We start from the raw sequence: 24,225 nt of genomic DNA, 5'->3' as shown, positions 1-24,225 counted from the left end.
CGCGGATATCGAACGAGGCGCAAAACCGCGGGTCTTCCTGACACGACTGAGGCGCCATAAGTCGTACGGCAAACCGTTTCTGCGTTACCTGCGGCGTCGGGGAGGAACCCTGCGCCAGGTTAGTAACACCACCAGAGCGAATGTCACGTATGAGAGCGTAAACACCCAGGCTGGAACATCGTAATAGAGCAGGCGGCTCACCCAGCGCTGGATGAAACCTTGCGTCCCAACCGAGCCAGTGCGCAGCCAGTCTTCGAGCGTAGTCAAGGGGCAGGATGCGCCCAGCAGTGCTAAGCTCGACACGAGGCCGATCGCGAACAGATGAGCGAGCCGGAATAGCCGATTGCGTACCCATTCCCAACCGAGGCACGCGCCAACCCAGATCGCAGCGAGTCCGCCCACGATAAAAAGCGCGATCAGCGCGTGCATCACGAGCACCGCATCGGCGAGCCAGATCATGAGTAAAGCCTGCGCGGCCGTCAGAGGGAGGCCACAATGATCGATTTCACGGAAGCCCGGGAGTGGATGGTTGTACGGCAAATCGCGGGGCGCGGCATCCGCGATGCCAATGTGCTATCCGCGATGCGCCGCGTGCCGCGCGAGGAATTCGTACCCGCGCAACTCCGTGAATACGCGTACGACGATAGTGCGTTGCCCATTGCGAGTCAGCAAGCGATTTCGCAACCCGCCGTCGTCGCGCAGATGATGGAGGCCGCCGAACTGGGTCCGCACGACCGGGTTCTCGACATCGGTACGGGGTCGGGGTATGCCGCTGCCATTGCGGCGGCAATCGTGGCGCACGTGCATTCCGTTGAACGCGATCCGGTGCTCGCAGATAGCGCTCGCGAGACGCTGGCGCGGTTGGGTTTTTCAAACGTGACTGTTCATCTTGGCGACGGCACGGTCGGGCTGGACGCCTATGCGCCGTATGACGCGATTATTGCGGGTGCCGGCGGTCCGCGTGTCCCGCGGGCGTGGCGTATGCAACTCTCGATCGGTGGCCGGATCGTCATGCCGGTCGGGCGCGAGCAGCATCATCAGCGATTGATTCAACTGGTACGCCACGGCGAACATGATTATCACGAGCGCTGGCTAGGCGACGTGAGCTTCGTGCCGCTTATTGGTGAAGACGGCTGGTCGGATTATTAAAGGCGCGGCCGCCAGCTTTCGATCTGGTACGGGAACTCAACATTGGGAACACGATGATAGAACGACATATGGTTACGACGGCATTTGAGCTTCCGGGACACAGGACAGCGCATTCCTTGGGCGTCGCTCGTGGGATTGTCGTGCGGTCCCGATCCATCGTTGGCGCGCTTGGCGCATCTCTGCAGACGATCTTTGGGGGCAACATCACGCTATACACGTCGCTATGTGAGCGAGCGCGACAGGATGCATACGAGCGCATGATTGCGCAGGCTGCGGATCTGGGCGCAAATGGCATCATCGGTATGCGGTATGACGCAACCGAGGTAGCCAGAGGCATTACAGAGGTGCTGTGTTACGGGACGGCGGTCCGTGCGACGTTGCTAGTTTGAAGAGCCAGGACCGTCGCAATGCCGCGTGCCGCGAGCTCGCGCTGAAGTTCGTTCATTGCATTGCGACGCTCACTGACCACCGGACGCTGGTGTGGCTTTATTTGCCGGTGTGGCTTTCTTTTCGTCTTGGGTGCCCGTCTTCTGGTGAGCGTGACTTTTTGCCTTCCGAGCCTTTTGCTGGGCCGTCCGCTGAGTGTCCTGCATCGGCTTTGTCGCTGCGGCGCCGGTTTGCGCGAATGCCACAGGCGCGGACACAAGCGAAAGGAGCACGTAGGCAACGAATGCAAAAGACGATGCGTGGCGTCCGTTCATATTGATCTCCAGAAGTCGAAAGAGTGAAGCCGCTCCGCGCGATTTGAGCCGGCCAAGTTGATGGTAAGCACTTGATTTTACTAGAATCGTTCTAAAGGTGTTGTAAAGGCGGCGCGAATCGCGCGGTTTCTTTTCCACGCCAATGACGCCGATTTTGGGGATTCAATAAGATTGCCGCCGTCGAATGGAAAAGTCCCTATCGACTGGGCGAAGTGAGTCCGAGGCTGACTGCCTCGTCAACATGACAAAGCCGTCTGGAGTGCTGTCCTGTTCAATCGATAAGGTATCCGTAACTATAGGAAACTTTTCGGTCAGTCCACCTATATGCACCAGAGCCCACAGTTGATCCTCGCGCAACCTACTGAATGGTTGCGGAAACACGCTCTCTCGATTAGTGCTCGTTTCAGTCAGTGACGTTCAGATTGGCGTTGTATTCGGCCTAGACTGATCGTCGCGTCATCTCGGATCCCTGCAGTTGCGTCACACTCGCGACGCTAACCGTGTAGCAAATATAGAGTCGTCAGCGCCTGTCGACTACGATTTCGGCTGATACCCACCATCAAATCTGCTGATGACCGAATCCGAATGCACAAGCTATCAGTGAGTTTTCGCTTCTGAACGTGCTGTGCTCATGCACGGTTAGGCCAATCGGTAGAGATTTACCCCGATACCTTCGCGAACGTACTACCTAGTATGTTTGAGCCACCCCCCGAAATGTGATTCGCTCGCTGAGCGTATCTGAGGGCGAACTGGAGAACGATGCCGCGCGCGTGCAATCGGTCACCCCGCATGGGTCTGGAGATAGAATGAACACTTATGTTGCCGAAAAGCCTGCCGTAGCGACCACACTCAGTCTGTGCTTCGCGATCGCCCTGCTCGAAGGGTTTGACCTGCAGTCGGTCGGCGTCGCCGCGCCGCGGATGGCGCACGAATTCGGTCTGACGGTGTCGCAGATGGGGCTCGCATTTAGCGCGTGCACGCTCGGGCTGCTGCCTGGCGCGATGATCGGCGGACGGCTCGCCGATCGGATCGGTCGCAAGCGCGTACTGCTCGTATCGGTCGCACTGTTCGGGTTGCTGTCGCTCGCGACCGCGCAGGTGTCGACATTCGCGATGCTCGTCGTGGTGCGCCTCTTGACGGGGCTCGGCCTCGGCGGCGCAATGCCGAACCTGATCGCGCTGTCGTCAGAATCCGTCGAGCCGCAATCGCGCAGCACAGCGGTCACCGCGATGTATTGTGGTGTCTCGTTCGGCGGCGCGATCGTGTCGCTAGTCAGTGTGGTGCTTGTCGGAAATACTGAATGGCGGCACATCTTCTACGTCGGTGGCGCGGCGCCACTGCTGCTCGTGCCGCTGCTGATCGGCCTAATGCCCGAGTCCCGCGCGTATCTGGAGGTCGCCGACACCGCTGCCAACCGCGTGAGCGTCGCGCAGACGCTGTTCGGTAACGACCGCGCGCTGTCGACGCTCGAGCTCTGGATCAGCAACTTCTGCACGCTGGTCGTCCTGTACTTTTTGTTGAACTGGCTGCCTTCGCTGATGGCGGCGCGCGGCCTCAACCATTCGGCTGTCTCGCTTGTGCAAATCTGTTTCAATGTCGGCGGCGGACTCGGCGCCCTAGGCATCGGCATGTCGATGGACCGGATCCGTGCTTCGCGCGTCGTCGTCGCCGGCATGTATGCAGGTACCGTGCTGTCGCTCGCCGGACTCGCGGCGGCGCCGGGCGGGCTGTCTCTCGCGGCGGCCTCGTTCGCGGCCGGGCTATTCGTGATCGCAGCCCAGTCGGCGCTCTATGCGCTCGCCGCCATCTACTACCCTACGGCGGTACGCGGCACCGGCGTGGGCGCCGCAGTCGCGGTCGGCAGGCTCGGCTCCGTCGTCGGTCCGCTCGCCGCCGCGCAGCTTCTCGCGGCGGGGCGCAGCGCGCCCATCGTGATCGGCGCAAGCATACCGGTTTCGCTCGTCGCCGCGCTGGCCGCGTGGCTGCTGATCGCCCGGCCGCACGCGAACGACTGAAGGCTTTTCGACAAAATGAGCGCGCAGACTCGTGCGCGCGATCGCCATCCGAACCACCTCTCGATGGCGAGACCTACGGGAACGCCAAAAGCAGTACCCGATCCCAGTCCGCCTAACACGATGGATAGCGCCCGGCCCTTTTGAGAGGCGTCGACCATATTGGCCGCCGTGGAAGACGCAAGCGGCGAGAAGATGCCGGCGCCCATGCCAGCGACTGCTCTATTTCTCCGCGATGTCGTCCCACATGCAACGCGAGAGCGCCCCGCGTTGCATATCGCGACGCGAGGGGCTCAGGCGGTCGTGGTTCTGGAGTGAGCGAAGGCGCGTTATGCCGGCACAGCCTGAAACTCGGGATAATCGGTGTAGCCCTCGGCTGTTGGGCCATAGACCATTGGCCAGTTGACTTCGGCAAGCGGCGCATCGGCGGCGAAGCGCGCCGGCAGATCCGGATTGCCGATGAACGAACGACCAAAGGCGACCATATCGACCAGTCCCGCTTCGATCAGCCGATTACCGCGCGTACGGTCGATATCGACATTCGCAATGATGTTGCCGCGATAGAGCTCGCGGAAATGGCGGAACATGCCGTCACCTGCCATGGCGGCCAGCGGCGTCGCCGACAGGTCGGCCATTGCTCCCATCAGCAGCAGATGCGAGAGATCGAAATCGTTGAGCCGGCCAATCACATATTCGGAAGTGGCAAGCGTTTCGTCATTGGAAACGAACGCGCCCGTCTCCGACGTCGCGGGTCCCGTCTTGATGCCGGTGCGCTGCGCTCCAACTGCCTCGACCACCGTTTCCACGACTTCGAATAGAAACCGCGCGCGGTTCTCCGTCGAACCGCCGTATTCATCCGTACGTAGATTGGTGCGAACGTTGAGGAACTGATTGAACAGGTAGTGATAGCCGCCCTGGATCTGCACGCCGTCAAAGCCGGCCGCGATCGCGTTGCGCGCAGCCCGGCCAAAATCGGCGACCGTGCGACGGATCTCGGCTTTGTCCATGGGGCGCGGGACCACAGTGTCTTTGCGGCCTGCCGCGGTCACGCTCTGCTGCTCCGGATTGACCGCTGAAGCGGATGGCGGCGCCTTGCCGGCGTCGAAATCCGGATGCCCCAACGAACCGGTATGCCACAGTTGGGCGACGATCCGACCACCCGCGCGGTGCACGGCGTCCGTCACCATGCGCCAACCGCGCACTTGGGCATCACTCCAGAGTCCGGGCACGTCTGCCCAGCCGACCGCCTCGGCGCTCACGAACACCCCTTCGCTGATGATCAGCCCCGCCGAAGCGCGCTGCGCGTAGTACTCGGCGTGCAAGGCCGTCGGGGCAAGCGCGGGATTGGCCGCGCGCATGCGCGTCAGCGGCGCCATGACGACGCGATTGGGCAGATCGAGGTTCCCCAGCCGAATCGGCTGAAGGAGGGGTTGGTTACTTTCGATGTTCATGATTTTTCCCGCGAAGTTGATAAATTCACCAAATCACAATGGTGATTGACAGTGAGTTTGGCGGGTGGAGATTGAGAAGTCAATGTTGATCACCATTGTTTTTTTCAAAGATGGCTATAATTGAACTAACAACGATGGGGAGCACATTGAACGATGGGTGTCTCGAAACAGCAGGCGGTGGAGAACCGGAAGGCCATCATTGCCGCCGCGGAGAAGTTGTTCCGTGCCCATGGAATCGATGGTGTGGGCCTTAGCGCGCTGATGAAGGCCGCGGGCTTTACCCAAGGCGGGTTCTACAACCACTTCAAATCGAAGGAGGCGCTGGCCGCTGAAGTTGTGGCGGCTGCGATGGACAAGGCCAACGGCGACCTGAAGGAAGTTATTGCCGCGCCGATTGAGCCGGACAGGAACCGGCTGAGCCGACAGGTGGACTTTTACCTGTCCGGTACGCATTGCAGTGATATCGAGCAGGGTTGTGCGGTCGCCGGCCTTACTTAGAAAAGCTTCGCTAAGAGCTTGCTCATCTTTTGGTTCGGCCATCAGGAGACTTGATGACCGCCGTGTTCAACGCATAAACGTCGTCCGAAATCTATTCCGCCGCGGGCGTCAATTTGGCGTCTTCGATGCTCGACGTGCGCGTGCGTCTTGCCGTTGCATAGACGCCGCACGCGGCAATCATCGCGGGCACGGCCAGCAGGCTAAACACCGAACCGAATTGCCAGCCCAATCCCATTAGCGCGGCACCTACCAGCGCGCCCGTCACACCGCCGATGCGTCCCATGCCGATCATCCACGCTACGCCCGTCGCGCGCCCTTCCGTCGGATAGAAGTTCGCGGCAAGCGCGGACATCGACGTGACTGCGGACGTCGCGACCGTTCCCGTCAGGAAGATCAGTGTGCCGAGCCACAGTTGATGCCCGACGCCGTGTCCCACCAGCATGACCAGCCCCGCCGACACGACGTATGTGCAGGCGATTACGCGATTGGCCTTGAAGCGATCCATCAACCAGCCGACACTAAGATTGCCTGCCACGCCGCCGATCGGAAACAGCGATGTCATCAGCGCGGCGTTCTGGCCTGAAAATCCCGCGTCCCTGAAAAGCGTAGGTAGCCAGTTCGTCAGCAGGTAATAGATCAGCAGGCCCATGAAGTACGCGAGCCACAGCATTAACGTGCCGAAGCGATAGCGTGACGACAGCACCACCCGCAATGCGGACCCGCGATTCTCCACCGTTGCATCAATCGCGACAAAGCGGCATTCGTCAAAACGTGCGTCTCCTGCGATGCGCGAAAGAACACGCGCGATGCGTGCGTGGCCGTGCTCTCTCGTCACCATGAACTGCGCGGATTCGGGCAGCAGCATAACGAGCACGAAGGTCAGTGCGATAGGTCCGACGCCGCCCGCTAGCAGCACGCTTTGCCAGCCGAAGTGGGGTATGAGCCACGCTGACGACACCGCGCCAATCGCCACGCCGCACGAAAAGCCGGAGAACATCGCATTCACAGCAACGGCGCGAATGCGCGCAGGCGCGTATTCGGACATTAACGTCACCGCGTTAGGCATCGCCGCGCCGAGACCCAGCCCCGTCATGAAGCGCATTAAAGTAAGCGATTCGATCGAAGTCGCACGTGCGGCGGCGAAACTCCACAGCCCAAAGAAAAACACCGATAAAACCAGCACTGTCTTTCGTCCGACGCGATCGGCAAGTGGGCCGGCACCCAGCGCGCCGATGCCGAGTCCGACTAGCGCGGCGCTCATCACAGGCCCTAGCGCCGCGCGCGTAACGCCCAATTCCTGCACTAGTGAAGGTGCAATGAAACCGACCGCGGCCGTGTCCATGCCATCGGCGGCCACAACCAGAAAGCACAGGACGAGAATGGTCCATTGAAAAGGCGAAAAACGTTGACCGTCGATGAAAGTCTGTACATCGACCGTGCGTTTGTTGTTCATTGCGCGTCTCCTTGAATACGGTTGAATAACCGTAACGTGCATCCGTTTCGATGTTGGTCAGGCAAGCATAGCGGGGCATAAAAAGGCAACGCAAATGAGTTAATCAGATGAGCCTGATCATAAATTCTGATGCGCCTATATCAGCTACGTGGTGACACCATGCTTGTCCATCGTTCATCAAAATTGCTGATCGGATACATCAAGCGTTATCGCTGGCGAGATCTTCATTTCCATCTAGCATGAAGGCTCCACAAGGTAAAACGGATCGGAGTGAATATGGAAGGCCCTTTTGCAGAAGCAGCGCGCGATGAGCAGGCGCTGAAGTCCGCACTCGACACTGCGGATATCGTTCCTGCGTTGATGACGCTGGTTTATCTGACTGGCGATTTTGAACTTCTCGACGAGGTTGCGCCGCATATCAAGGGAGCATGGAACTTCCTTGAGACGATCCCCGATAATCTGAAGGAGGAGATCAGATTGAAGCTCGTCGCGACACTGAAGCAATACGCCGCTGAAGGCGCGACCGTGCCACGCATGCCCCATCGGCAGACCTTGCGCCGGATGATGAGCGCCAGTGTTGGAGCCGAGGTTCCGGAAGAATATGTCTCGCTTTTCGTCGAGGAGCTACGCCTGGGCGACGTCGATACCCGCGCGTTGCAGTGGCGTACTGATCCGAAATCACTGTCACTCGATGACTTCAAGGTGGTGGTCGTTGGGGCAGGGCTGTCTGGTGTTTGCACAGGCATCAGGCTCAAGGAGGCGGGTATTCCGTTTGTCATTCTCGAGCGCAATGCGGGCCTCGGTGGGACATGGTATGAGAACGATTACCCGGGTGCCGGCGTTGATACGCCGAACCAGTTCTACTCCTATTCGTTCAACCCGAATCCGGACTGGTCACGGCATTTTTCCCGTCAAAACGAGATACTGAAATACATCAACGACACAGTAGACAAGGTCGGCCTTCGCGAGCATATCCGCTTTAACGTCGAGGTGACCGGCGCGAACTTTGACGAGGCCAGTGCGCGTTGGCAAGTGAATTGCCGTTCCCAGGATACGGAGACCGAACAGCTGGTATGTAATGTATTCATTACGGCCGCTGGGCACAACGTTGCGTCGACTCCGGCTTTCAAGGGTCTGGAGAGCTTCTCGGGCGACACGGTTCATACTGCTCACTGGAATCATGATGTCGACGTGAGCGGAAAGCGCGTTGCCATGATTGGCACGGGTGCCAGCGGAATGCAGGTGGGGCCGGCGATTGTTGACAAGGTCGCACAGCTGACGATTTTCCAACGCTCGCCGCATTGGGCGATGGGGAACGCGAACTACCGTCGGGACACGACGGAGGGGCAGCGGTGGGCCCTGAAACACATTCCGCTCTTCAACGAATGGGCACGCTTCCTTGTTTTCTGGGCTGCATCCGATGGCTTCCATAAGACACTGCACATCGATCCGGAGTGGAGCCAACCAGCACTTTCGCTCAACAGCGAAAATCACTCGATGCGAGAAAACATCATCGCGTACATGCACAGCGAACTGGATGGGGACGAGGAGTTGCTCAAAAAGTGCACGCCAGACTATCCGCCGTATGGCAAGCGTCTGCTGCGTGACAACAATTGGTTCAAGATGCTGAAGCGGGACCATGTTGACCTGGTCGTCAACCCGATTTCACATATCAGTAAAACGGGCGTCGTGACGACTGACGGCGTCGAGTACTCTGCTGACGTACTGGTATTCGCGACAGGTTTCAACGCGTCGAAGCTTCTGTGGCCGATGGAGATTCGTGGCCGGGATGGAGTATCAATCCGCGACGTCTGGGGCGAGGACGATCCCCGTGCGTACAAGGGGATGACGGTGCCGGGGTTCCCGAACCTCTTTGTCATTGCCGGGCCGAATACGATCCTTTCGCACGGCGGAAGCGCGATATTTCACACCGAGTGCCAGGTTACGTACATTCTGAATGCGATGCGGGAAATGATCGAGAGGGATCTGGCTTCGATCGAGGTGCGCGAGGAGGTCTACAGCGGCTACAACGATGTAGTGGACGAGAAGCTGCGTAACATGGTGTGGTCCCATCGTGGCGTCACGAGCTGGTACAAGAACAAACATAACCGGGTAACGATGACTTCACCGTGGCGACTGGTTGACTTCTGGGCGCTCACCCACGAATTCGAACTGGATGAGTTCATTGCCGTAGCAAATGTGGAGCGCGACGTCGCTGAACTTCAGACGGCTTGATCAAGTGACTTTACGGGTGGTCGAAATGCTATACGTCCATCATAAGGCGATGGTGCATGGTGTCGAGTCTCGCATGCTTCGAGGCGGAACAGGAGATGAGGTGTTGTTCCTGCATGGTGCTGGCGGAATGACTGGCTGGCTGGACTATTTTGACAAGTTGGCTCACAGTTATGACGTACTGGCGCCTGAGCATCCGGGTTTTGGAAGGAACGAGAGGCCAGAGTGGATCGCGTCGGTTGCTGACTTGGCCCGCTACTACACTACATTTTGTGCTGGTCTCGGCGGAATCCATCTTATTGGTAGCTCGTTGGGTGGCTGGCTCGCGAGCAGACTGGCCATGCTGCTGGCGCAGGAAGCGATTCGCAGCCTGACACTGATAGCGCCCGCAGGAATGCGCGCGCGGGCAGCGGGAAGCGGACCGGGCGCATTGCCTTCGCGCGCAGAACGTTTGCGACGGTACTATTTCGATCAGTCGTTTGTCGAACGTGCTCTTGCACAGGATCCCCATGATATCCAGAAAATTGAATCTGGAAATTTGAAGACCAGCGAGCTACTTGGTGGTCCGGGATTCTACGATCCAAGTTTGGAACGTGAGCTCGGGAAGCTTAGCTGTCCCACGTTAGTCTTGTGGGGCGAAGAGGATCGTGTCGTGTCGGTCGAACTAGCGAGGCAGTGGGGCGATGCGATCGCTGGCGCGGAGGTTCACGTCTTTCCACACTGTGGCCACTTGCCACATGTGGAGATGTCCGACGTTGCCGCGAGTTTGACGGAGGCATTCATCGAGCGAACGACTTCCCTGAGCTAGATGGAGCCTCGATTACACGAGATTTGTATCCGGCAAATTTACAAATGCCAGTTGAGCGTTCAGCCCAACTGGCTGTCGTCAATGTCCGCGAGGACGCGCACGCACCGCTCGTAATAGGCAGCACCGTCCGGCGTGAGGTTGAGGCTGCGCGTCGTCCGCTGCAGCAGACGCGTTTTCAGGTGCGCTTCGAGACTCTGAATGATCACGGTCACCCGTGCGCGTGACATATCCAAAGTCTCGGCCGCGCGCGTGAAGCTTTTCGTTTCCACGAGCAACGGCCGGCCGTCCATCGGTTGACAGCGAGGGCAGATTCGGAGGATCATGCGATTAAGTGCATACACACACTTTAGCCTGATCGCTGTGCGTCTACCTATATAGCAGGCGAAATGGGGATGTGAATTTTCAACGTTTCGCGTCCTGAAGAGGGCGAATGGAGTAACAATCGTGAGCAAGCTTTTTGATCTGAGTGGCCGCGTTGCCGTGGTAACAGGCGCAACCAAGGGAATGGGCCTGGCGGTCGCCCGCGCACTAGGTGCGGCTGGGGCGAAGGTCGTGATTTCCGGACGTAGTCAGGAAGTAGCCGATGCGGTTGCCATTCGACTGCAGAAAGAAGACGGCATCGCAATCAAGGCAATTTCCTGCGACATTACCGACCCTGAGAGCGTCGATCACTTCGCGTCGCAGGCGCTAGCAGCATTTGGACGGGTCGACGCGCTCGTGCTGAACGCGGCAGGTACTTCGCCGGACGGATCGATACTTGACCATACGGTTGCGCAATTTGACAGCGTAATGGCTGGCAACGTACGCGGTAACTTTGCACTTGTGAAGGCACTCGCTCCGCAGATGATCGCACGCAAGGATGGATCAATCGTCTTCATGTCGAGCCGGGCAGCAAAGCGCGGGTCGGCAATGCTGGGTTTGTATGCAATGTCAAAGGCGGCCGTTGACCAACTGGTGCGCAATCTTGCGCTCGAACTCGGACCGTCGAACATCAATGTTAATTCTATTAATCCCGGTGCAGTGCGAACCGATTTCTCAAGGGTACTTTGGGAGGATCCCGAGCGTGAAAGAAAGATCGCCTTGGGTATCCCCATGGGGCGCATCGGCGAGCCGGACGACGTCGCTGGACTGGCCCTCTTGCTGGTTTCCCCGGCTGGCCACTACATTCACGGGCAAAACGTCAGCGTAGATGGTGGTGCAACGGCCTGAGTGCCCTAAGTGCCCTGATTGGCATCATTGGCGGGAATACCGCGCAGGTGTCGCGTTGGCCATGTGGGTGGACCTCACACAATGACGTGCCAGCGAAAATCGCAACGTAACATAGTTCGGAGATTCAAGATGACCAACGAAAACGCCCAAAGAATTGTCCTGGCGTCCCGTCCGAAGGGAAAACCAACCGAGGGCGATTTCCGCCTTGAGCAGTTACCTGTCCCGAAGCCAGGCGCCCAGGAACTGCTGCTCAGGACACTCTACCTGTCTCTCGATCCCTATATGCGGGGACGAATGGACAGCGCAAAATCATATGCCCCGTCTGTTGCTATCGGCGATGTCATGACAGGTGAGTGCATCGCAGAGGTCATCGAGTCCCATCATGCAGGGTATGCCGTCGGAGACATTGTTCTCGCTCACTCTGGCTGGCAGACGCATGCCATTTCCGATGGCGGAGGTGTTCGAAAGATCGATTCGGCCGACGCGCCCTTGACAACACGTCTCGGGGTACTTGGCATGCCAGGCTTTACTGCCTATTCTGGCATGCGTGTCATCGGCCAGCCCAAGCCAGGCGAAACGGTGGTTGTAGCAGCTGCCAGCGGTGCAGTCGGGGCCACCGTCGGGCAACTGGCTCGCCTCGCGGGCGCCCGCGCCGTCGGCATCGCAGGTGGACCGGAGAAGTGCGCTTTCGTACGAAACGAGCTCGGCTTCGACTCATGCGTTGACCATCAGGCGCCCGACTTCGTGGAACGTCTTGCCGAGGCATGCCCGAACGGCGTCGATGTCTATTTCGAAAATGTCGGCGGCGCCATTTGGCGCGCCGTGTCACCGTTGCTCAACAGGTTTGCAAGGGTGCCGGTATGTGGCCTCATCGGTCAATTCGGTGTATCCGAATTTCCGGGGCCCGATACGCTGCCCGGCACCATGCGCGACGTCCTGAGCAAAAGCCTCACCATCCGCGGATTCATCAACTACGATTTCGCAGAGTTGTACCCAGACTTCCTTCGCGAAATCGGCGCCCGCGTCAAGAGCGGTGAGATCAGGTACAAGGAAGACATCGTCGACGGATTGGAGAGCACGCCGACGGCCTTCATCGGCATGTTGAACGGTCGAAATTTCGGCAAGCTGCTGGTCCGGGTTGCAAGCTGATCTGAGGCTAATCATTCACGGTGCGCCCAGATTGAATCCAATCCCCACCCCATCATTTATTTCTTTATAGTCGGTCATGGCCTGGAACGTGAGGATCCTCCATCCGCATTGGCAAAAGAGCATAAATTTACATTTTCCCGAGCGCGACGGTATCGACGGCTGCGCCGTCGAGGTTGCCGCGTCATAGCGTTTCTCGTACTGCACATTGCGTCAAACTAGCGCAGTCCTGACATTCGTTGTTGCACTATGGCCGGGGCTTACGGCAGCCGCTTTGTCCTTGGAGGAGGTAACACATGTCTAGCCCATCCCTTGTTAAAGTCGCCGTTCTCGATGACTACCAGAACGTCGCGCTCGACGTGGCCGACTGGACTCCGTTGAAAAACCGCGCGGAAATCATGGTCTTCAACGACCACGTGGCGGATACCACGCAGCTTATCGAACGTCTGAAGCCATTCGAAGTACTGTGCGTGATGCGCGAACGCACGCCACTCACCCGTCAGATTATCGAGTGCCTGCCCAATCTCAAGCTGATTGCCTCGACGGGCACGGGCAACGCGTCAATCGACACGGACGCGGCAACTGCGCACGGCATCAAGGTTGTCCACACGGGATACTCGTCCACGCCGACCATCGAATTCGCATGGGCGATGATTCTGGCCATGGCCCGCAATATCCCTGTCGAAAATCAGTCTTTGCGTGAAGGCGGTTGGCAGCTCACGCTCGGAACGCAACTGGCCGGCAAAACCCTTGGCCTTCTCGGGCTTGGCCACATTGGTTCGGCGGTCGGTGTGATCGGTCGCGCGTTCAGGATGAATGTGATTGCCTGGAGCGAGAACCTGACGGCAGAGCGCGCGGAATCGAAAGGCGCGCAATTGGTCGACAAAGATACGCTGTTCTCCACTTCTGACTTTCTGTCGATCCACGTCCGCCTGAGTGAACGAACGCAGGGTCTGGTCGGCGCTGCAGAGCTTGCGCGAATGAAGCCCACGAGCCGCATCGTCAATACGTCGCGCGGTCCGATAGTCGATATGGTGGCGCTGCTCACCGCACTGGAGAATGGGCGGATCGCAGGCGCCGCCATCGATGTGTACGATTTCGAGCCGCTCGAACTGACGCACCCGCTGCGCTCGCTGGACAACGTGCTCGCAACGCCGCATATCGGCTATGTGACGCGTGAGATGTACCAGACGTTCTACGGTGATACCGTGCGCAACATACTCGAATGGCTCGATGAGCCGCAACGACCTGCCCATGCCTAACACGCTGCAAAGCCTTTGGCGCAAAGTGACTGGGAGCGCGTGTTGAAGCTCGACCCTGTTTCTCTCAAGCTTTTCGTGCGCGTGGTGGATGAAGGCACGATCGCAGGTGCGGCCGAACTCGAGCATATTGCCGCGCCTGCTGTCAGCAAGCGCCTCAGAGAACTCGAAGAAGTCTTCGGCACGCCGCTGCTCACGCGGACAAACAAGGGTATTACGCCGACGGCGGCCGGCGTGAATCTGTCGATTCTGGCGCGCGACGTGCTGGACGACCTGCGCAATATCGTTCTGCAGATGAAGGCGTATTCGGACGGTCTGCGAGGATCCGTACGCGTACTCGTCAATATCTCGGCGATTTCGACCTTCATGCCGCCCATCGTCAAATCGTTCAGCGAGCGCTATCCGGACATCAGTATCTCGCTGATGGAGCGCGACAGCCTTGCGATCACCGAGAGCGTGGCGGAAAACGTTGCGGAGATCGGTGTCTTTACGCGCCTGCCGCATAGCGCCGACATCGAGGTTCATGCGTTCCGGACCGATGAGCTAAAGGTTCTCGTCCCGTCCACTCATTCGTTGGCGAAGCGCCGGCATGTCACGTTCGCGGAAACGCTCGACTATGAACATGTGGTGCTCCGTGCAGGCACGCATCTGCGCTTTCAGATGATGACGGAGGCGAGCAAGGCAGGAAAAACACTGCGGGCGAAGGTCGAAGTATCGTCGTACGACGCGCTGTGCAGGATGGTGCAGGTCGGCATGGGCGTCGGCATATTACCCGCGGGCAACGCGGAGCTGTACCGCTTGACGGGTACGCGCATGCTGAAGCTCGATGAGGTGTGGGCGAAGCGGGAACTTGTCGTATGCGTGCGCCGCGCGGATGCGCTATCACCTGTTGCGAAGCTGTTTTTCGAACACCTTCGCGCGAGTAACTGACGCGTTTGGCATGCTTATCCTGCCATAACGGTTCGCGATGGCAGGATAGCCATTCGCTGGTGTACAGCGCACAGCCATCTACCTAACATGAAGACACTCGACGCGCATACGTGGTGTCACTCATCGTTTGAGCGCCCCGCGCAAAAAAGCGCCCATTCACGGGCTAGCGCCGTTAGCGAACCACCATGCAAGAAAGGGTATTGGGTCGACGCTGGCAGCAATGATCGGCGTGCGCATCCGGGTATTCGGATCAACACGGTCAGCCCGGCCGTCAAGGAACTATAAATGAATAGTACTGGAGCAGTGGAGACAGCACGACCGGCCGAGGCCGCCTCTTCCGATCAAATGCCACGCCTGCAGCGTTATGTGACGCTCAGCGGCTCGTGGGGCGCATGGCTGTTCGACGCACTCGACGCGACCGTGTTCGGGTTCGTCATACTCGCCGTCGCGCATACGTTTTCGGCCTCGCTTGCCGACGTCGTGTCGACTGTCGCGTGGTTCCTCCTCGCGACAGGCATCGGCGGCTTCTTCCTAGGCAATATATCCGACAAGATTGGCCGAAAACGCACGTTGGTGATTTCGGTTCTCACTTACGCAACGGGCACACTGGCGTGCGGATTCGCACACAGCATCGCGGAACTCAACGTCTATCGATTCGCGGTGGGTATCGGCGTAGGCGGATTGTGGTCGGCCGCCGTGGCGCTTGTCAGCGAGATCTGGCCGCCGTCAGGCCGCGCGAAGGCAATCGCTGTGATGCAGACGGGCTGGTCCGGCGGCAGCCTGCTGGCCGCAATCTTCGCCTGGACGCTGCTCGATGCGTCGAATCCCGACTCGTGGCGCCGGCTCTTCATCCTGTCTGCCGTGCCTGCGTACTGCATAGCTTTCTTCATTCTCGTCTTCGTGAAGGAATCGCCCGTGTGGCTCGCGAATCGCGAATTTTTGAAGAACAACGCCAGCAAAAGTAATCTGCTGCAGATTTTCCGGCCTGAGTACCGCCGCACGATACTGCTGGCCCTGACGATCTCGGTTCTCGGCATGTACGGGTACTGGATCATCACCACGTTCACGCCGACCTATCTACAAAGCGTTCTGCACGTGCGCATCGACCAGGCTCCTGTCTTTCTGGTGTGGACGGGCATCGGCGCGACGCTTGGCTATCTCGCATACGGCTCACTGGCGGAGCGCTTCGGCCGGCGCGCGGCGTTCGCCGGGTTCTTTATCGGCATCGCGGTTGCGGTACCCGTGTTCGCGTATGGCGCGACGATGATTCCGCTGACCAACGGCAAGCTCGAATTCAACGCGCAGAACATCGCCATCATCGGCGTGCTGTCGGCATTGCTCGGATTTTTCACAGGGTATTTCAGTGGCTTCGGCGCGTGGTACGCGGAACTTTTTCCCACCAGCATCCGTTCGACGGCCGCAGGCTTCTGCTTCAACTTTGGACGTGTCGGCGCGATTGCCGGCATCAAGCTTGTTCCCTTGCTGATTCCGCTGATCGGATTCACGACGACCTACTGCATCGCATCCATTGCATATGTCACCGCCGCGATTCTTGTGTTCACGCTTCGGGAAACGCAGGGCGTTCAACTCACAAGCGGAAACTGATTTTTTAACTCTTGCCTTCCAGATCATGAAAACTTATCGAATCGGCCAGATCGTTCCCAGTTCGAATACGACGATGGAAACGGAAATTCCGGCCATGCTGACCTCGCGCTACGACATCTTCCCGGACGAGCGCTTTACGTTCCACTCGGCGCGGATGCGCATGATGCATGTCACGCCGGAAGAACTGAAAAAGATGGACGTGGATAGCGACCGCTGCGCGCTCGAACTCAGCGACGCGCGCTGCGACGTGCTTGCCTATGCGTGCCTCGTCGCGATTATGTGTCAAGGCCCAGGTTATCACCGCGTGTCGGAATCACGGCTGAAAGAGACTGTCGAAAGCAATGGCGCACCCACGCCCATCATCAGCTCGGCCGGCGCATTGGTCGAAGGCGTGAAGACGATGGGGTTCAAGCGCGTCGCGATTATCACGCCGTACATGAAGCCGCTGACGCAACAGGTCGTCGACTACATTCAGAGCGAAGACATTGAAGTAACGGCCTCGATGAGCCTGGAAGTGTCGGACAACCTCGCTGTTGGCCGTCTTGATCCAATGAACCTGATCGGTCACGCGGATCGACTCGATATCAGCCAGGCTGACGCTGTCGTGCTCTCCGCATGCGTGCAGATGCCCTCGCTGCCTGCCATCCAGGCCGTCGAAGACCGCCTGGGCAAGCCGGTTCTGTCTGCCGCGACATCGACCGTCTATCGCATTCTCAAGACGTTGGGTCTGAAGGCGCAAGTGCCAAACGCGGGTTATCTGCTGTCTGGCCGCTTCTAGGCAGAGCAACTTTGCGTCGCCACACGACTTAGCGGCGCAAAGTGACTACTGCATCGTCCGGTCGATACGAGTGGCTGGGTCGCATCATTGCTTCCGGCCACTAATCCGGCAACTCGCTGAGCGCCGGATAGCCCGTGTAGCCGCGCGCAGCAATACCACTCGCACGACTTTCGTGATTAGTCTCGAGCGAAATTGACGGAGTAGCGGACTAGCCTTGCCGCCGTTGAGCGGTCGCGCGGTCCAGCTCGCAAAATTCACGGTCGGACAAGGTGATCGCGCGGGCCGCCACGTTCTCTTCCAGATGCGCGACGCGGGAGGTCCCCGGTATCGGCAGGATCACTGGACTGCGTTGCAATAGCCACGCGAGGGCGATCTGTCCGACGCTCGCGTGATGGTTGCTCGCGATGGTGTCGAGTAGCGAGCCGGGGCGGGTCAGCTCGCCCGCAGCCAGCGGAAACCACGGGATAAAGCCAATGCCGTGAGCAGTGCAGTAGTCCAGCACGTCTTCACTACCGCGGTCACCTAGGTTGAAACGGTTTTGCACGGTCGCCACCTTGAAATATTTCGATGCAGCCTTGATGTCGGCCACCGAGACTTCACTCATGCCGGCGTGGCGGACCACGCCGGTGTCGATCAGGTGGCGCACGGCGCCAAACTGCTCATCCCGCGGCACCGATGGATCGATGCGATGCAACTGCCACAGGCCGATCTGATCGATACCGAGCCGCTGCAGGCTGCCGTGGGCCTGCTGAAGCAGGTACTCAGGCCGGCCGTGCGGGGTCCACTGGTTGGGACCCGTGCGCGCCAGTCCCGCCTTGGTCGCTACGAGCATGTCGACGCCATATGGATGCAGCGCTTCGCGGATCAGTTCTTCCGAAACGTTCGGCCCATACGAGTCCGCCGTGTCGATGAAATTCACGTCGAGTTCGGGAAGGTGACGCAGGACGCGGAAGGCTTCGGCCCGATCGGTGGGCGCGCCCCAGATGCCAGGGCCGGTGATTCGCATCGCGCCAAATCCGAGCCGCCTGATTTCCGTGTCGCCGCCAATTTTGAAAGTAGGGTGTGGGATATTCATGTTCGCCTTTACTGCTTGTGTTAGACCGATCGAGGGTGCACACGCCGCCGGGACAGGGATAGTGCCGGTTGGAAGCAGGCCGTCCTGGTGCCAGCATTTTCGTCATGGACACCTAAGGCATCCGAAGCACTTTCTCCCGGCTTGACGATGTGGCCGATGAGTGACCGATAAGCGCCCTGTGAGCTGCGGCAAACGTCTGCCGCACAGTAGCGATACCTTAGGCGGCAGTGACCGCCCCTTTTTGCATCCGAATCAGGTGCTTGCCGATGCTTGCGGTCAGGATCAGCGCCGCGACTTCGCACGCAGCGGCGGTCCAGCCAAGGTTGTCCACCGAGATGAAACTCAACGTCAGGGAACCGAGCGCGAACGTTCCTGGCGCCAGCCAGTAAAGCGGTGAGAGGGAGGTGGGCTGGGCCGTGGAGGTCATCGCGTGCTCCGCTTACGCTGATACCGTTTCGTCGCTATAGAACGGATAGTCGGTGTAGCCGACGTCTGTGCCGCCGAAGAAGCTAGGGCGGTCGTACGGATTCAGCGGCAATTGAAGCCGCAGGCGTTCGGGCAGATCCGGGTTGGCGATGAAGTCGCGCCCAAAGGCAACCAGGTCGGCGTCGCCTGCGTGCAAAATGGCTTCGGCCGTGTGGCCCTTGAAGGCGCCGGCGGCGATGATGATGCCCTTGTAGTGCTTGCGGATCAGTTGCGCGGCGATCGGGTTCGGGTCCTTGCTCTCGTCATCCACATTGCCCAGCACACGCGGCTCGATCAGATGCAGGTAGGCCAGGTTCAGCTTGGCCAGCTCCTGCGCGATGTAAGTGAAGAGGGCCTTCGGGTCGCTGTCGGACATATCGCCAAAACTGCCGCTCGGGCCAAGGCGCACGGCCACGCGGTCGCTGCCCCACACCGAAATGACGGCCAGGGTGGCTTCCATCAGGAAGCGGGCACGGTTCTCGAACGAGCCGCCGTAGATATCGGTGCGCTTGTTGCTGCCGTCCTGTAGGAACTGATCGAACAGGTAGCCATTGGCGGCGTGCAATTCGACGCCGTCGAAACCGGCCTCCTTGCCGCGGATCGCGGCGGCGCGGAAGCTCTCGACCAGATCGGCGATCTCGGGGATTGTCAGCGCGCGGCTCGGCGTGTTCGGGATCCAGCCCGCTTCGGTGTAGGCGACGCCGCCATGCGGCACGGCGGACGGCGCCACGGGCTGAACGCCGCCTGGCTGCAACTGGCTGTTGGACTGGCGTCCGGCGTGATACAGCTGCAGGAAGATGCGGCCTCCCTTGGCATGCACGGCGTCCGTCACCTGCTTCCAGCCGGCGATCTGGCTATCGTCGTAGAGGCCAGGCGCACCGAGGTAGCCGTTGCCGTTGGGCGCTGCGATGGTGGCTTCACCGATCAGGAAGCCGCCTTCCGACGTGCGCTGGGCATAGTACTCGGCCATCAACGGGCCGGGCCTGGCGCCGTCTTCGGCGCGCATGCGGGTGAGCGGCGCCAGCACCACACGATGGGAAAATTCGTAAGGACCGACTTTGATTGCGGAATGAAGTTTGGACATGATTTTCTCGAGATTGAGTGGCTGGTGACGCTCGATCAACAGCGGGCTTTCGACCTTGAGGAGCAGTGTATGGACGGACGGAGATAAGAAAAATGGGCTAAGGTTCCGAATATATCGGACACTAAAGTCCGCAATCGAGTCGTAGCCGGGTTTCGAACGCTCGCCTGCGTCGCCCGGCCGGCGCAAATCGGGCTCGGGCCTCGGGAAGCGGCAATGGACAGCCTCAGCGGTATTTCAGTGTTTGTGCAGGTGGCGGAAACTCGCAGTTTTACCGAGGCGGGACGGCTGCTCGGCGTATCGTCTTCGGCGGTTGGCAAAAGCATTGCGCGCACCGAGGAGCGCCTCGGCGTGCGGCTCTTTCACCGCAGCACGCGCAGCATCACCCTGACGGCCGAGGGGGCGTTGTTCCTGGAACGGTGCCGGCGCATCCTCGGCGAGGTCGAAGCAGCCGAAGCGGAATTGTCCGATGCCGCCGGCAGTCCGCGCGGCAGACTGCGGATCAGCACGCCGCAATTGTCCGGGTTGATCATGCCGGCGCTGGACGGCTTCATGACGGAATACCCGGACATCGCACTCGATGTCGATCTCTCCGATCGCATGGTGGACATCATCGAAGAAGGCTTCGATGCAGTCATACGCACGGGTGAGCAGCACGATTCGAGGCTGGTATCGCGGCGCCTCGGCTCCTGCGGTCAGGTTCTGGTCGCCTCGCCCGGCTATCTCGAGCAGCACGGCGCACCTGCACATCCGTCCGAACTCGTTCGGCATGCCTGTTTACTACATAAATTCCCCGCTAGCGGCAAGCTGGAACGCTGGCCATTTCAGCTCGCTGCGTCGGAAGCGGAGCCGGAGTTGCCGCAAACTTTCGTCAGCAACACCATTGAAGTGCTGGGTTTTCTGGCGCTTCAGAACAAGGGCCTCGCCTTCCTACCGACCTTCCTTGTGCGCGATACCCTGGCGAGCGGTGCGTTACAGATCGTGCTCGACGATTTTCTGGACAAGACCGTCACCTTCTGGATCTTGTGGCCGGCAAGCCGTTACGCTTCGCCGAAGCTGCGCGTCTTTATCGACTATGTCAGCCAGAATCTGCAGATCTAGCGACGAGCAAGGAATCGGCTAAAAGTCGCGAAGCCGGACTGAAGTGTCCGAAATGATCGGAATCGCAGCCTGTTTATCTCCATCCTCCTGAACTCTACTATTTCCCCGTCGCTGCGCAGATACGCTGCACAGCGTTGAACTGGAGAGTTCTTGTGAACGGTCTCGTCAGGCGAGTTACAGGCTCCGGAAAATCAGGCACTGACGCCGGCTCCAATCTTTGGGCGGCTCCGTCAGCCACTTTCGCAAACTTCACCAAGGAAAGGCAATGTCTACCCATCCCGTCGTTCTTGTCACTGGTGCGTTGACTGGCATTGGCCGCGCCACCGCGCTGGCTTTCGCCCGTGAAGGCGCCCACGTCGTTGTCTCCGGGCGGCGAGCCGACGAAGGCCTGAAGCTGGCTGAGGAGCTTCGCGCACTCGGCGTGGAAGCCGAGTTCGTACAGTCCGATGTCCGATTCGAAGACGAGGTACGCAACCTCGTCGATAAGACGGTTGCGCGCTTTGGCCGGCTCGACGTGGCGGTCAACTCCGCGGGGACCGAAGGCCAGTCCGGCCCGGTGACCGACCGGACCCCTGAGGGCTATGCAGCCGTATTTGATACCAATGTGCTCGGCACGCTTCTCAGCATGAAGCACGAGATGCGCGTGATGCTCGCGCAGGGCAGCGGTAGCATCGTCAATATCTCATCGACGATGGGCTCGCGCGGCGCGGCGAACGCGTCGCTCTACGTGGCAAGCAAGCACGCGGTGGAAGGTCTGACCAAATCGGCTGCGATCGAGGGTGCCGCGTCGGGGGTGCGCGTCAATGCCATCGCTCCGGGTCCGGTCGAGACCGCGATGCTCGACCGGCTGACCGGCACCGTCGAGCGAAAAACCGCTTTTCTCACGAACGTTCCGCTTAGGCGCGCGGGAACCCCTGAAGAGATAGCCGACGCAATCGTGTTCGTCGCGTCTGACAAGGCGGGTTTCATCACTGGCGAAATCATTAGGATCAACGGCGGGAAAACGGCCTCGTGAGGCTAGTTAGTCATCACCAGACTGTTCTGTCTATTAACAAAGCGCTGATTCTTGAGGTGTTCGAAAGACGCTTCAATAGGGCATGCGTTGATATCAACGACGCGGGGAGACCCGCGTCATCATTCACGAGGTGAACCATGTTCACTACACTCTTCGATAGCCTTCCCGCACCACTTAAAAGTGTGCAGACGCGCCCATTGTTTGTCATGCGACTCGACGTCAAGCCGATTGTTGTTGTCGGCGCTACCCCGGGACCTTTTCGTCGTGTGGGTATCGTCCCATCGGGCTCGTTCGAAGGCGACCGATTGTCCGGAAAAGTGCTGGATGGAGGCAGCGATTGGCAGGCCGTGCGTAGCGACGGCAGCACTACGCTTGACGTACGCCTTGTTCTGCAGACTGACGACGGCTCGACGATCGCGATGTCGTACCGGGGCGTTCGCCATGGGCCAGTCGAAGTGATAGAGCGACTCGAGAAAGGTGAGGTTGTCGATCCATCAAGCTACTACTTCCGGATAAACCCCATCTTCGAAGCGCCGGCCGGTCGATACGAGTGGCTGAACCGCATAATGGCTGTCGGCACCGGGCATCGGTTCGCAAACGGACCCACGTACAGCGTGTTTGAAGTTCTGTGAGCTGACGTTGACCCGCCAAAACGGCGTTCGAACTGGTGCGGGCCCTGCAGGCCGCCAGTCAAGGTTTGTCGCCAGGGACGTCCGTCAAAATCCAGTCTTCGACCGGGATGCGCGGCAAGTCGACGATGTCGGAGGTGCGCACATATGCGCTCGCGTGCATACGCCCCACTAGATGAAGCCTTGCCGTATCGATCCAGCCACGCTCGGCGTCAAGCACAGCGTCGTCATCGACGTGCATGGCCAGTACTTCGCCGAGGACTAGAGAACGCATGTCGCCGAGCGGAACGATCTGCATGAGCCTGCACTCGAACGCGACGCGGCTCTGCGCGATACGCGGCGTCTTGATGTGCTCGGATGGAGCGGGGATCAGCCCCGCCTCGGTGAATTCGTTGATCTCGGGGGGGAACTCGATGGCAGAAATGTTCATCTGTTTGAGATTTTCGTCACTCACCAGATTCACGACGAATTCCTGCTGCATCCGGATATTCTGCCCCGTGTCCTTTAAATCGCTTGCCGAACGGTGAAGAATGGAAAATCCCACAACGGCAGGCGCTTCGCCAAAGACGTTGAAGAATGAAAACGGCGCGGCGTTCAAGGTGCCGTCAGCGTTGAGTGTCGACACCCACGCGATAGGGCGTGGTACGACAGTCGCGCCGAGCAGCTTGTATCGTTGTTGCCGGTCCAGTTTTGCAAAATCAAAATGCATTTCAGCCTCAATTCGGTGATTTATGTCGATACAGTATCGGAACGAATCGCAGTAGAAAATACATTGCGGTGAATTCACAATTCAGGTTGCGCCAACAAATCCACATAGCTCAGCCGTTGTTCGCGCCGGACGAATAGTAGGGTAGCATTCTGTTTTTGCGTCCCTGACGCTAGCGGTGTACATCGACTTGACGCGTTACCTCCCTAACCATGACTTTGCGTATGACTCCAAGCAAGCAGGAAATTCTTTTGGTCGCGGCCGAGTGCTTTATGGAGCAGGGCTACCATGCCACCAGTATCGACGACGTAGCGCGCCGACTCGGTGCAACCAAGGGTCGGGTTTATCACCATTACGCGTCGAAGATCGACTTGTTTTTCGATGTACACCGTGAAGGGATGGCAAGGCTGTTCGCCGCGGTCGAACCCGCTCGCGAAACGGAAGGTGACGGCGCGACCGTTCTTGCGGCCATGCTTTACGCGCACGCGCTGGCAGTTCTCGAGCATCATACGTTTGAAAGCGTCGTCGCGCAGGGTGTGCAAATGCACCGGTTCGGCGCCACCACGCCCGGGCAGCGCGCAACACTTGACGAACTGATCGCGAGCCGGGACCAGTTTGAAGCCCTGTTCAAGAGTCAGGCGACGATCGCAAAGAAAGATGGTTCGCTCGCGGACGTCGACGTTTCCATTGCGGTCAAGACGATGCTCGGCGGAGTTCAATGGTCGCTCATATGGTATCGACCCGACGTCGATTCCTCGGCGCGCACACGTGCCAATCTCGCGAAGCAGATGGTCCGCACGCTGATTGATGGTGTCCGAACGAGGGCGGCTGTGCAACAGGAAAAACTCGAGCGGCGGCCGTCTCGCGCAAAGTAAGCCGACCGCCGGCTAACCGCCGGGCGCGGGAAAACCGCGCGCCGACA

At 59.3% G+C, this 24,225-nt stretch carries 24 protein-coding genes and 1 pseudogene; 16 read left to right on the top strand and 9 right to left on the bottom strand.

Going from position 1 to position 24,225, the window contains the following annotated elements; all coding sequences use genetic code 11:
- Window positions 1-84 precede the first annotated feature (84 nt).
- Complete coding sequence (locus GNZ12_RS16500; RefSeq protein WP_172311540.1) at window positions 85-459, bottom strand: DUF2784 domain-containing protein; 375 nt, start codon at window positions 457-459, stop codon at window positions 85-87.
- 36 nt (window positions 460-495) lie between these two features.
- Here GNZ12_RS16500 and GNZ12_RS16495 point away from each other — a divergent pair, with 36 nt between their 5' ends.
- Complete coding sequence (locus tag GNZ12_RS16495; protein ID WP_172311538.1) at window positions 496-1,149, top strand: protein-L-isoaspartate(D-aspartate) O-methyltransferase; 654 nt, start codon at window positions 496-498, stop codon at window positions 1,147-1,149.
- A 53-nt stretch (window positions 1,150-1,202) separates the two neighbouring features.
- Window positions 1,203-1,538: a YbjQ family protein gene (locus tag GNZ12_RS16490; protein WP_172311536.1), complete on the top strand. Its 336-nt coding sequence runs from the start codon at window positions 1,203-1,205 to the stop codon at window positions 1,536-1,538.
- A 69-nt stretch (window positions 1,539-1,607) separates the two neighbouring features.
- Here the strand turns inward: GNZ12_RS16490 and GNZ12_RS16485 are convergent, their stop codons facing one another.
- Entirely contained in the window at window positions 1,608-1,988 is a 381-nt protein-coding gene (locus GNZ12_RS16485; protein ID WP_172311534.1) for a hypothetical protein, read from the bottom strand.
- Window positions 1,989-2,656: 668 nt separating this feature from the next.
- On the opposite strand from GNZ12_RS16485, the gene mhpT reads away from it, so the two are divergent.
- Window positions 2,657-3,865 (top strand): 3-(3-hydroxy-phenyl)propionate transporter MhpT, encoded by a 1,209-nt coding sequence (gene mhpT / locus GNZ12_RS16480; RefSeq protein ID WP_172311532.1) that lies wholly within the window; start codon window positions 2,657-2,659, stop codon window positions 3,863-3,865.
- Window positions 3,866-4,191: 326 nt separating this feature from the next.
- On the opposite strand, the gene GNZ12_RS16475 is transcribed toward mhpT, so the two are convergent.
- On the bottom strand, window positions 4,192-5,313 hold the full coding sequence (locus GNZ12_RS16475; protein WP_172311530.1) for an alkene reductase: 1,122 nt from the start codon (window positions 5,311-5,313) through the stop codon (window positions 4,192-4,194).
- A 153-nt stretch (window positions 5,314-5,466) separates the two neighbouring features.
- Between GNZ12_RS16475 and GNZ12_RS16470 the strand changes: the two genes are divergently transcribed.
- Window positions 5,467-5,811: a TetR/AcrR family transcriptional regulator gene (locus GNZ12_RS16470; protein WP_235993761.1), complete on the top strand. Its 345-nt coding sequence runs from the start codon at window positions 5,467-5,469 to the stop codon at window positions 5,809-5,811.
- Between the two features lie 91 nt (window positions 5,812-5,902).
- Here the strand turns inward: GNZ12_RS16470 and GNZ12_RS16465 are convergent, their stop codons facing one another.
- Window positions 5,903-7,264 carry an MFS transporter gene (locus GNZ12_RS16465; RefSeq protein ID WP_172311528.1) on the bottom strand — a complete coding sequence of 454 codons (1,362 nt, stop codon included), beginning with the start codon at window positions 7,262-7,264 and terminating at the stop codon, window positions 5,903-5,905.
- A gap of 276 nt (window positions 7,265-7,540) precedes the next feature.
- Between GNZ12_RS16465 and GNZ12_RS16460 the strand changes: the two genes are divergently transcribed.
- Both GNZ12_RS16460 and GNZ12_RS16455 read left to right on the top strand, forming a co-directional pair.
- A complete protein-coding gene (locus GNZ12_RS16460) occupies window positions 7,541-9,499 on the top strand; it encodes a flavin-containing monooxygenase (protein WP_172311526.1) in 1,959 nt (652 codons plus the stop codon).
- 100 nt (window positions 9,500-9,599) lie between these two features.
- Entirely contained in the window at window positions 9,600-10,304 is a 705-nt protein-coding gene (locus GNZ12_RS16455; RefSeq protein ID WP_172311524.1) for an alpha/beta fold hydrolase, read from the top strand.
- A gap of 68 nt (window positions 10,305-10,372) precedes the next feature.
- Here GNZ12_RS16455 and GNZ12_RS16450 read toward each other — a convergent pair.
- Window positions 10,373-10,627, bottom strand: a pseudogene (locus GNZ12_RS16450) (LysR family transcriptional regulator); the annotation flags it as partial.
- 121 nt (window positions 10,628-10,748) lie between these two features.
- Between GNZ12_RS16450 and GNZ12_RS16445 the strand changes: the two are divergent.
- From GNZ12_RS16445 to GNZ12_RS16420, 6 genes are all read left to right on the top strand, one after another.
- A complete protein-coding gene (locus GNZ12_RS16445; protein ID WP_172311522.1) occupies window positions 10,749-11,513 on the top strand; it encodes an SDR family NAD(P)-dependent oxidoreductase in 765 nt (254 codons plus the stop codon).
- Between the two features lie 129 nt (window positions 11,514-11,642).
- Window positions 11,643-12,662 carry an NADP-dependent oxidoreductase gene (locus GNZ12_RS16440; protein WP_172311520.1) on the top strand — a complete coding sequence of 340 codons (1,020 nt, stop codon included), beginning with the start codon at window positions 11,643-11,645 and terminating at the stop codon, window positions 12,660-12,662.
- Between the two features lie 293 nt (window positions 12,663-12,955).
- Window positions 12,956-13,921: a D-2-hydroxyacid dehydrogenase family protein gene (locus GNZ12_RS16435; protein WP_172311518.1), complete on the top strand. Its 966-nt coding sequence runs from the start codon at window positions 12,956-12,958 to the stop codon at window positions 13,919-13,921.
- 39 nt (window positions 13,922-13,960) lie between these two features.
- Window positions 13,961-14,848, top strand: a complete 888-nt coding sequence (locus GNZ12_RS16430) for a LysR family transcriptional regulator (protein ID WP_456238562.1) — start codon at window positions 13,961-13,963, stop codon at window positions 14,846-14,848.
- 285 nt (window positions 14,849-15,133) lie between these two features.
- Window positions 15,134-16,453 (top strand): MFS transporter, encoded by a 1,320-nt coding sequence (locus tag GNZ12_RS16425; protein WP_216673234.1) that lies wholly within the window; start codon window positions 15,134-15,136, stop codon window positions 16,451-16,453.
- A 25-nt stretch (window positions 16,454-16,478) separates the two neighbouring features.
- The gene (locus tag GNZ12_RS16420; RefSeq protein ID WP_328806018.1) at window positions 16,479-17,231 is read left to right on the top strand and encodes a maleate cis-trans isomerase family protein; all 753 of its coding nucleotides are present in this window, start codon (window positions 16,479-16,481) and stop codon (window positions 17,229-17,231) included.
- Between the two features lie 208 nt (window positions 17,232-17,439).
- On the opposite strand, the gene GNZ12_RS16415 is transcribed toward GNZ12_RS16420, so the two are convergent.
- The 3 genes from GNZ12_RS16415 to GNZ12_RS16405 form a co-directional block, all read right to left on the bottom strand.
- Window positions 17,440-18,306 (bottom strand): aldo/keto reductase, encoded by an 867-nt coding sequence (locus tag GNZ12_RS16415; protein WP_172311514.1) that lies wholly within the window; start codon window positions 18,304-18,306, stop codon window positions 17,440-17,442.
- A 217-nt stretch (window positions 18,307-18,523) separates the two neighbouring features.
- Entirely contained in the window at window positions 18,524-18,733 is a 210-nt protein-coding gene (locus GNZ12_RS16410; protein ID WP_172311512.1) for a hypothetical protein, read from the bottom strand.
- Between the two features lie 12 nt (window positions 18,734-18,745).
- Complete coding sequence (locus GNZ12_RS16405; protein WP_172311743.1) at window positions 18,746-19,855, bottom strand: alkene reductase; 1,110 nt, start codon at window positions 19,853-19,855, stop codon at window positions 18,746-18,748.
- A gap of 213 nt (window positions 19,856-20,068) precedes the next feature.
- On the opposite strand from GNZ12_RS16405, the gene GNZ12_RS16400 reads away from it, so the two are divergent.
- The 3 genes from GNZ12_RS16400 to GNZ12_RS16390 all read left to right on the top strand — a co-directional run bounded on the left by GNZ12_RS16400 (window position 20,069) and on the right by GNZ12_RS16390 (window position 22,600).
- Window positions 20,069-20,953, top strand: coding sequence for a LysR substrate-binding domain-containing protein (locus tag GNZ12_RS16400; protein WP_172311510.1), 885 nt, complete (start codon window positions 20,069-20,071; stop codon window positions 20,951-20,953).
- 265 nt (window positions 20,954-21,218) lie between these two features.
- Entirely contained in the window at window positions 21,219-21,968 is a 750-nt protein-coding gene (locus tag GNZ12_RS16395) for an SDR family NAD(P)-dependent oxidoreductase (RefSeq protein ID WP_172311508.1), read from the top strand.
- Between the two features lie 137 nt (window positions 21,969-22,105).
- Window positions 22,106-22,600: a DUF3237 domain-containing protein gene (locus GNZ12_RS16390; protein ID WP_172311506.1), complete on the top strand. Its 495-nt coding sequence runs from the start codon at window positions 22,106-22,108 to the stop codon at window positions 22,598-22,600.
- A 58-nt stretch (window positions 22,601-22,658) separates the two neighbouring features.
- Here GNZ12_RS16390 and GNZ12_RS16385 read toward each other — a convergent pair whose 3' ends face one another.
- On the bottom strand, window positions 22,659-23,306 hold the full coding sequence (locus tag GNZ12_RS16385) for a flavin reductase family protein (protein WP_172311503.1): 648 nt from the start codon (window positions 23,304-23,306) through the stop codon (window positions 22,659-22,661).
- Between the two features lie 209 nt (window positions 23,307-23,515).
- Here GNZ12_RS16385 and GNZ12_RS16380 point away from each other — a divergent pair, with 209 nt between their 5' ends.
- Window positions 23,516-24,178 (top strand): TetR/AcrR family transcriptional regulator, encoded by a 663-nt coding sequence (locus GNZ12_RS16380; RefSeq protein ID WP_328806017.1) that lies wholly within the window; start codon window positions 23,516-23,518, stop codon window positions 24,176-24,178.
- Window positions 24,179-24,225: the final 47 nt, after the last annotated feature.

Origin of the sequence: Paraburkholderia solitsugae, from assembly GCF_013177695.1 — a bacterium.
In the GTDB taxonomy this organism is placed as follows: domain Bacteria; phylum Pseudomonadota; class Gammaproteobacteria; order Burkholderiales; family Burkholderiaceae; genus Paraburkholderia; species Paraburkholderia solitsugae.
The sequence above is the reverse complement of the archived record's forward strand: the minus strand, read 5'-3'. Positions and strand labels throughout refer to the sequence as shown.

What these genes read in the sequence shown, in the direction of transcription:
- GNZ12_RS16500 (WP_172311540.1), bottom strand. Translation starts at nt 459, where the DNA reads ATGATCTGGCTCGCCGATGCGGTGCTCGTGATGCACGCGCTGATCGCG.
- GNZ12_RS16495 (WP_172311538.1), top strand. Translation starts at nt 496, where the DNA reads ATGATCGATTTCACGGAAGCCCGGGAGTGGATGGTTGTACGGCAAATC.
- GNZ12_RS16490 (WP_172311536.1), top strand. Translation starts at nt 1,203, where the DNA reads ATGATAGAACGACATATGGTTACGACGGCATTTGAGCTTCCGGGACAC.
- mhpT (WP_172311532.1), top strand. Translation starts at nt 2,657, where the DNA reads ATGAACACTTATGTTGCCGAAAAGCCTGCCGTAGCGACCACACTCAGT.
- GNZ12_RS16475 (WP_172311530.1), bottom strand. Translation starts at nt 5,313, where the DNA reads ATGAACATCGAAAGTAACCAACCCCTCCTTCAGCCGATTCGGCTGGGG.
- GNZ12_RS16470 (WP_235993761.1), top strand. Translation starts at nt 5,467, where the DNA reads ATGGGTGTCTCGAAACAGCAGGCGGTGGAGAACCGGAAGGCCATCATT.
- GNZ12_RS16465 (WP_172311528.1), bottom strand. Translation starts at nt 7,264, where the DNA reads ATGAACAACAAACGCACGGTCGATGTACAGACTTTCATCGACGGTCAA.
- GNZ12_RS16460 (WP_172311526.1), top strand. Translation starts at nt 7,541, where the DNA reads ATGGAAGGCCCTTTTGCAGAAGCAGCGCGCGATGAGCAGGCGCTGAAG.
- GNZ12_RS16440 (WP_172311520.1), top strand. Translation starts at nt 11,643, where the DNA reads ATGACCAACGAAAACGCCCAAAGAATTGTCCTGGCGTCCCGTCCGAAG.
- GNZ12_RS16435 (WP_172311518.1), top strand. Translation starts at nt 12,956, where the DNA reads ATGTCTAGCCCATCCCTTGTTAAAGTCGCCGTTCTCGATGACTACCAG.
- GNZ12_RS16425 (WP_216673234.1), top strand. Translation starts at nt 15,134, where the DNA reads ATGAATAGTACTGGAGCAGTGGAGACAGCACGACCGGCCGAGGCCGCC.
- GNZ12_RS16420 (WP_328806018.1), top strand. Translation starts at nt 16,479, where the DNA reads ATGAAAACTTATCGAATCGGCCAGATCGTTCCCAGTTCGAATACGACG.
- GNZ12_RS16415 (WP_172311514.1), bottom strand. Translation starts at nt 18,306, where the DNA reads ATGAATATCCCACACCCTACTTTCAAAATTGGCGGCGACACGGAAATC.
- GNZ12_RS16410 (WP_172311512.1), bottom strand. Translation starts at nt 18,733, where the DNA reads ATGACCTCCACGGCCCAGCCCACCTCCCTCTCACCGCTTTACTGGCTG.
- GNZ12_RS16405 (WP_172311743.1), bottom strand. Translation starts at nt 19,855, where the DNA reads ATGTCCAAACTTCATTCCGCAATCAAAGTCGGTCCTTACGAATTTTCC.
- GNZ12_RS16400 (WP_172311510.1), top strand. Translation starts at nt 20,069, where the DNA reads ATGGACAGCCTCAGCGGTATTTCAGTGTTTGTGCAGGTGGCGGAAACT.
- GNZ12_RS16395 (WP_172311508.1), top strand. Translation starts at nt 21,219, where the DNA reads ATGTCTACCCATCCCGTCGTTCTTGTCACTGGTGCGTTGACTGGCATT.
- GNZ12_RS16390 (WP_172311506.1), top strand. Translation starts at nt 22,106, where the DNA reads ATGTTCACTACACTCTTCGATAGCCTTCCCGCACCACTTAAAAGTGTG.
- GNZ12_RS16385 (WP_172311503.1), bottom strand. Translation starts at nt 23,306, where the DNA reads ATGCATTTTGATTTTGCAAAACTGGACCGGCAACAACGATACAAGCTG.
- GNZ12_RS16380 (WP_328806017.1), top strand. Translation starts at nt 23,516, where the DNA reads ATGACTTTGCGTATGACTCCAAGCAAGCAGGAAATTCTTTTGGTCGCG.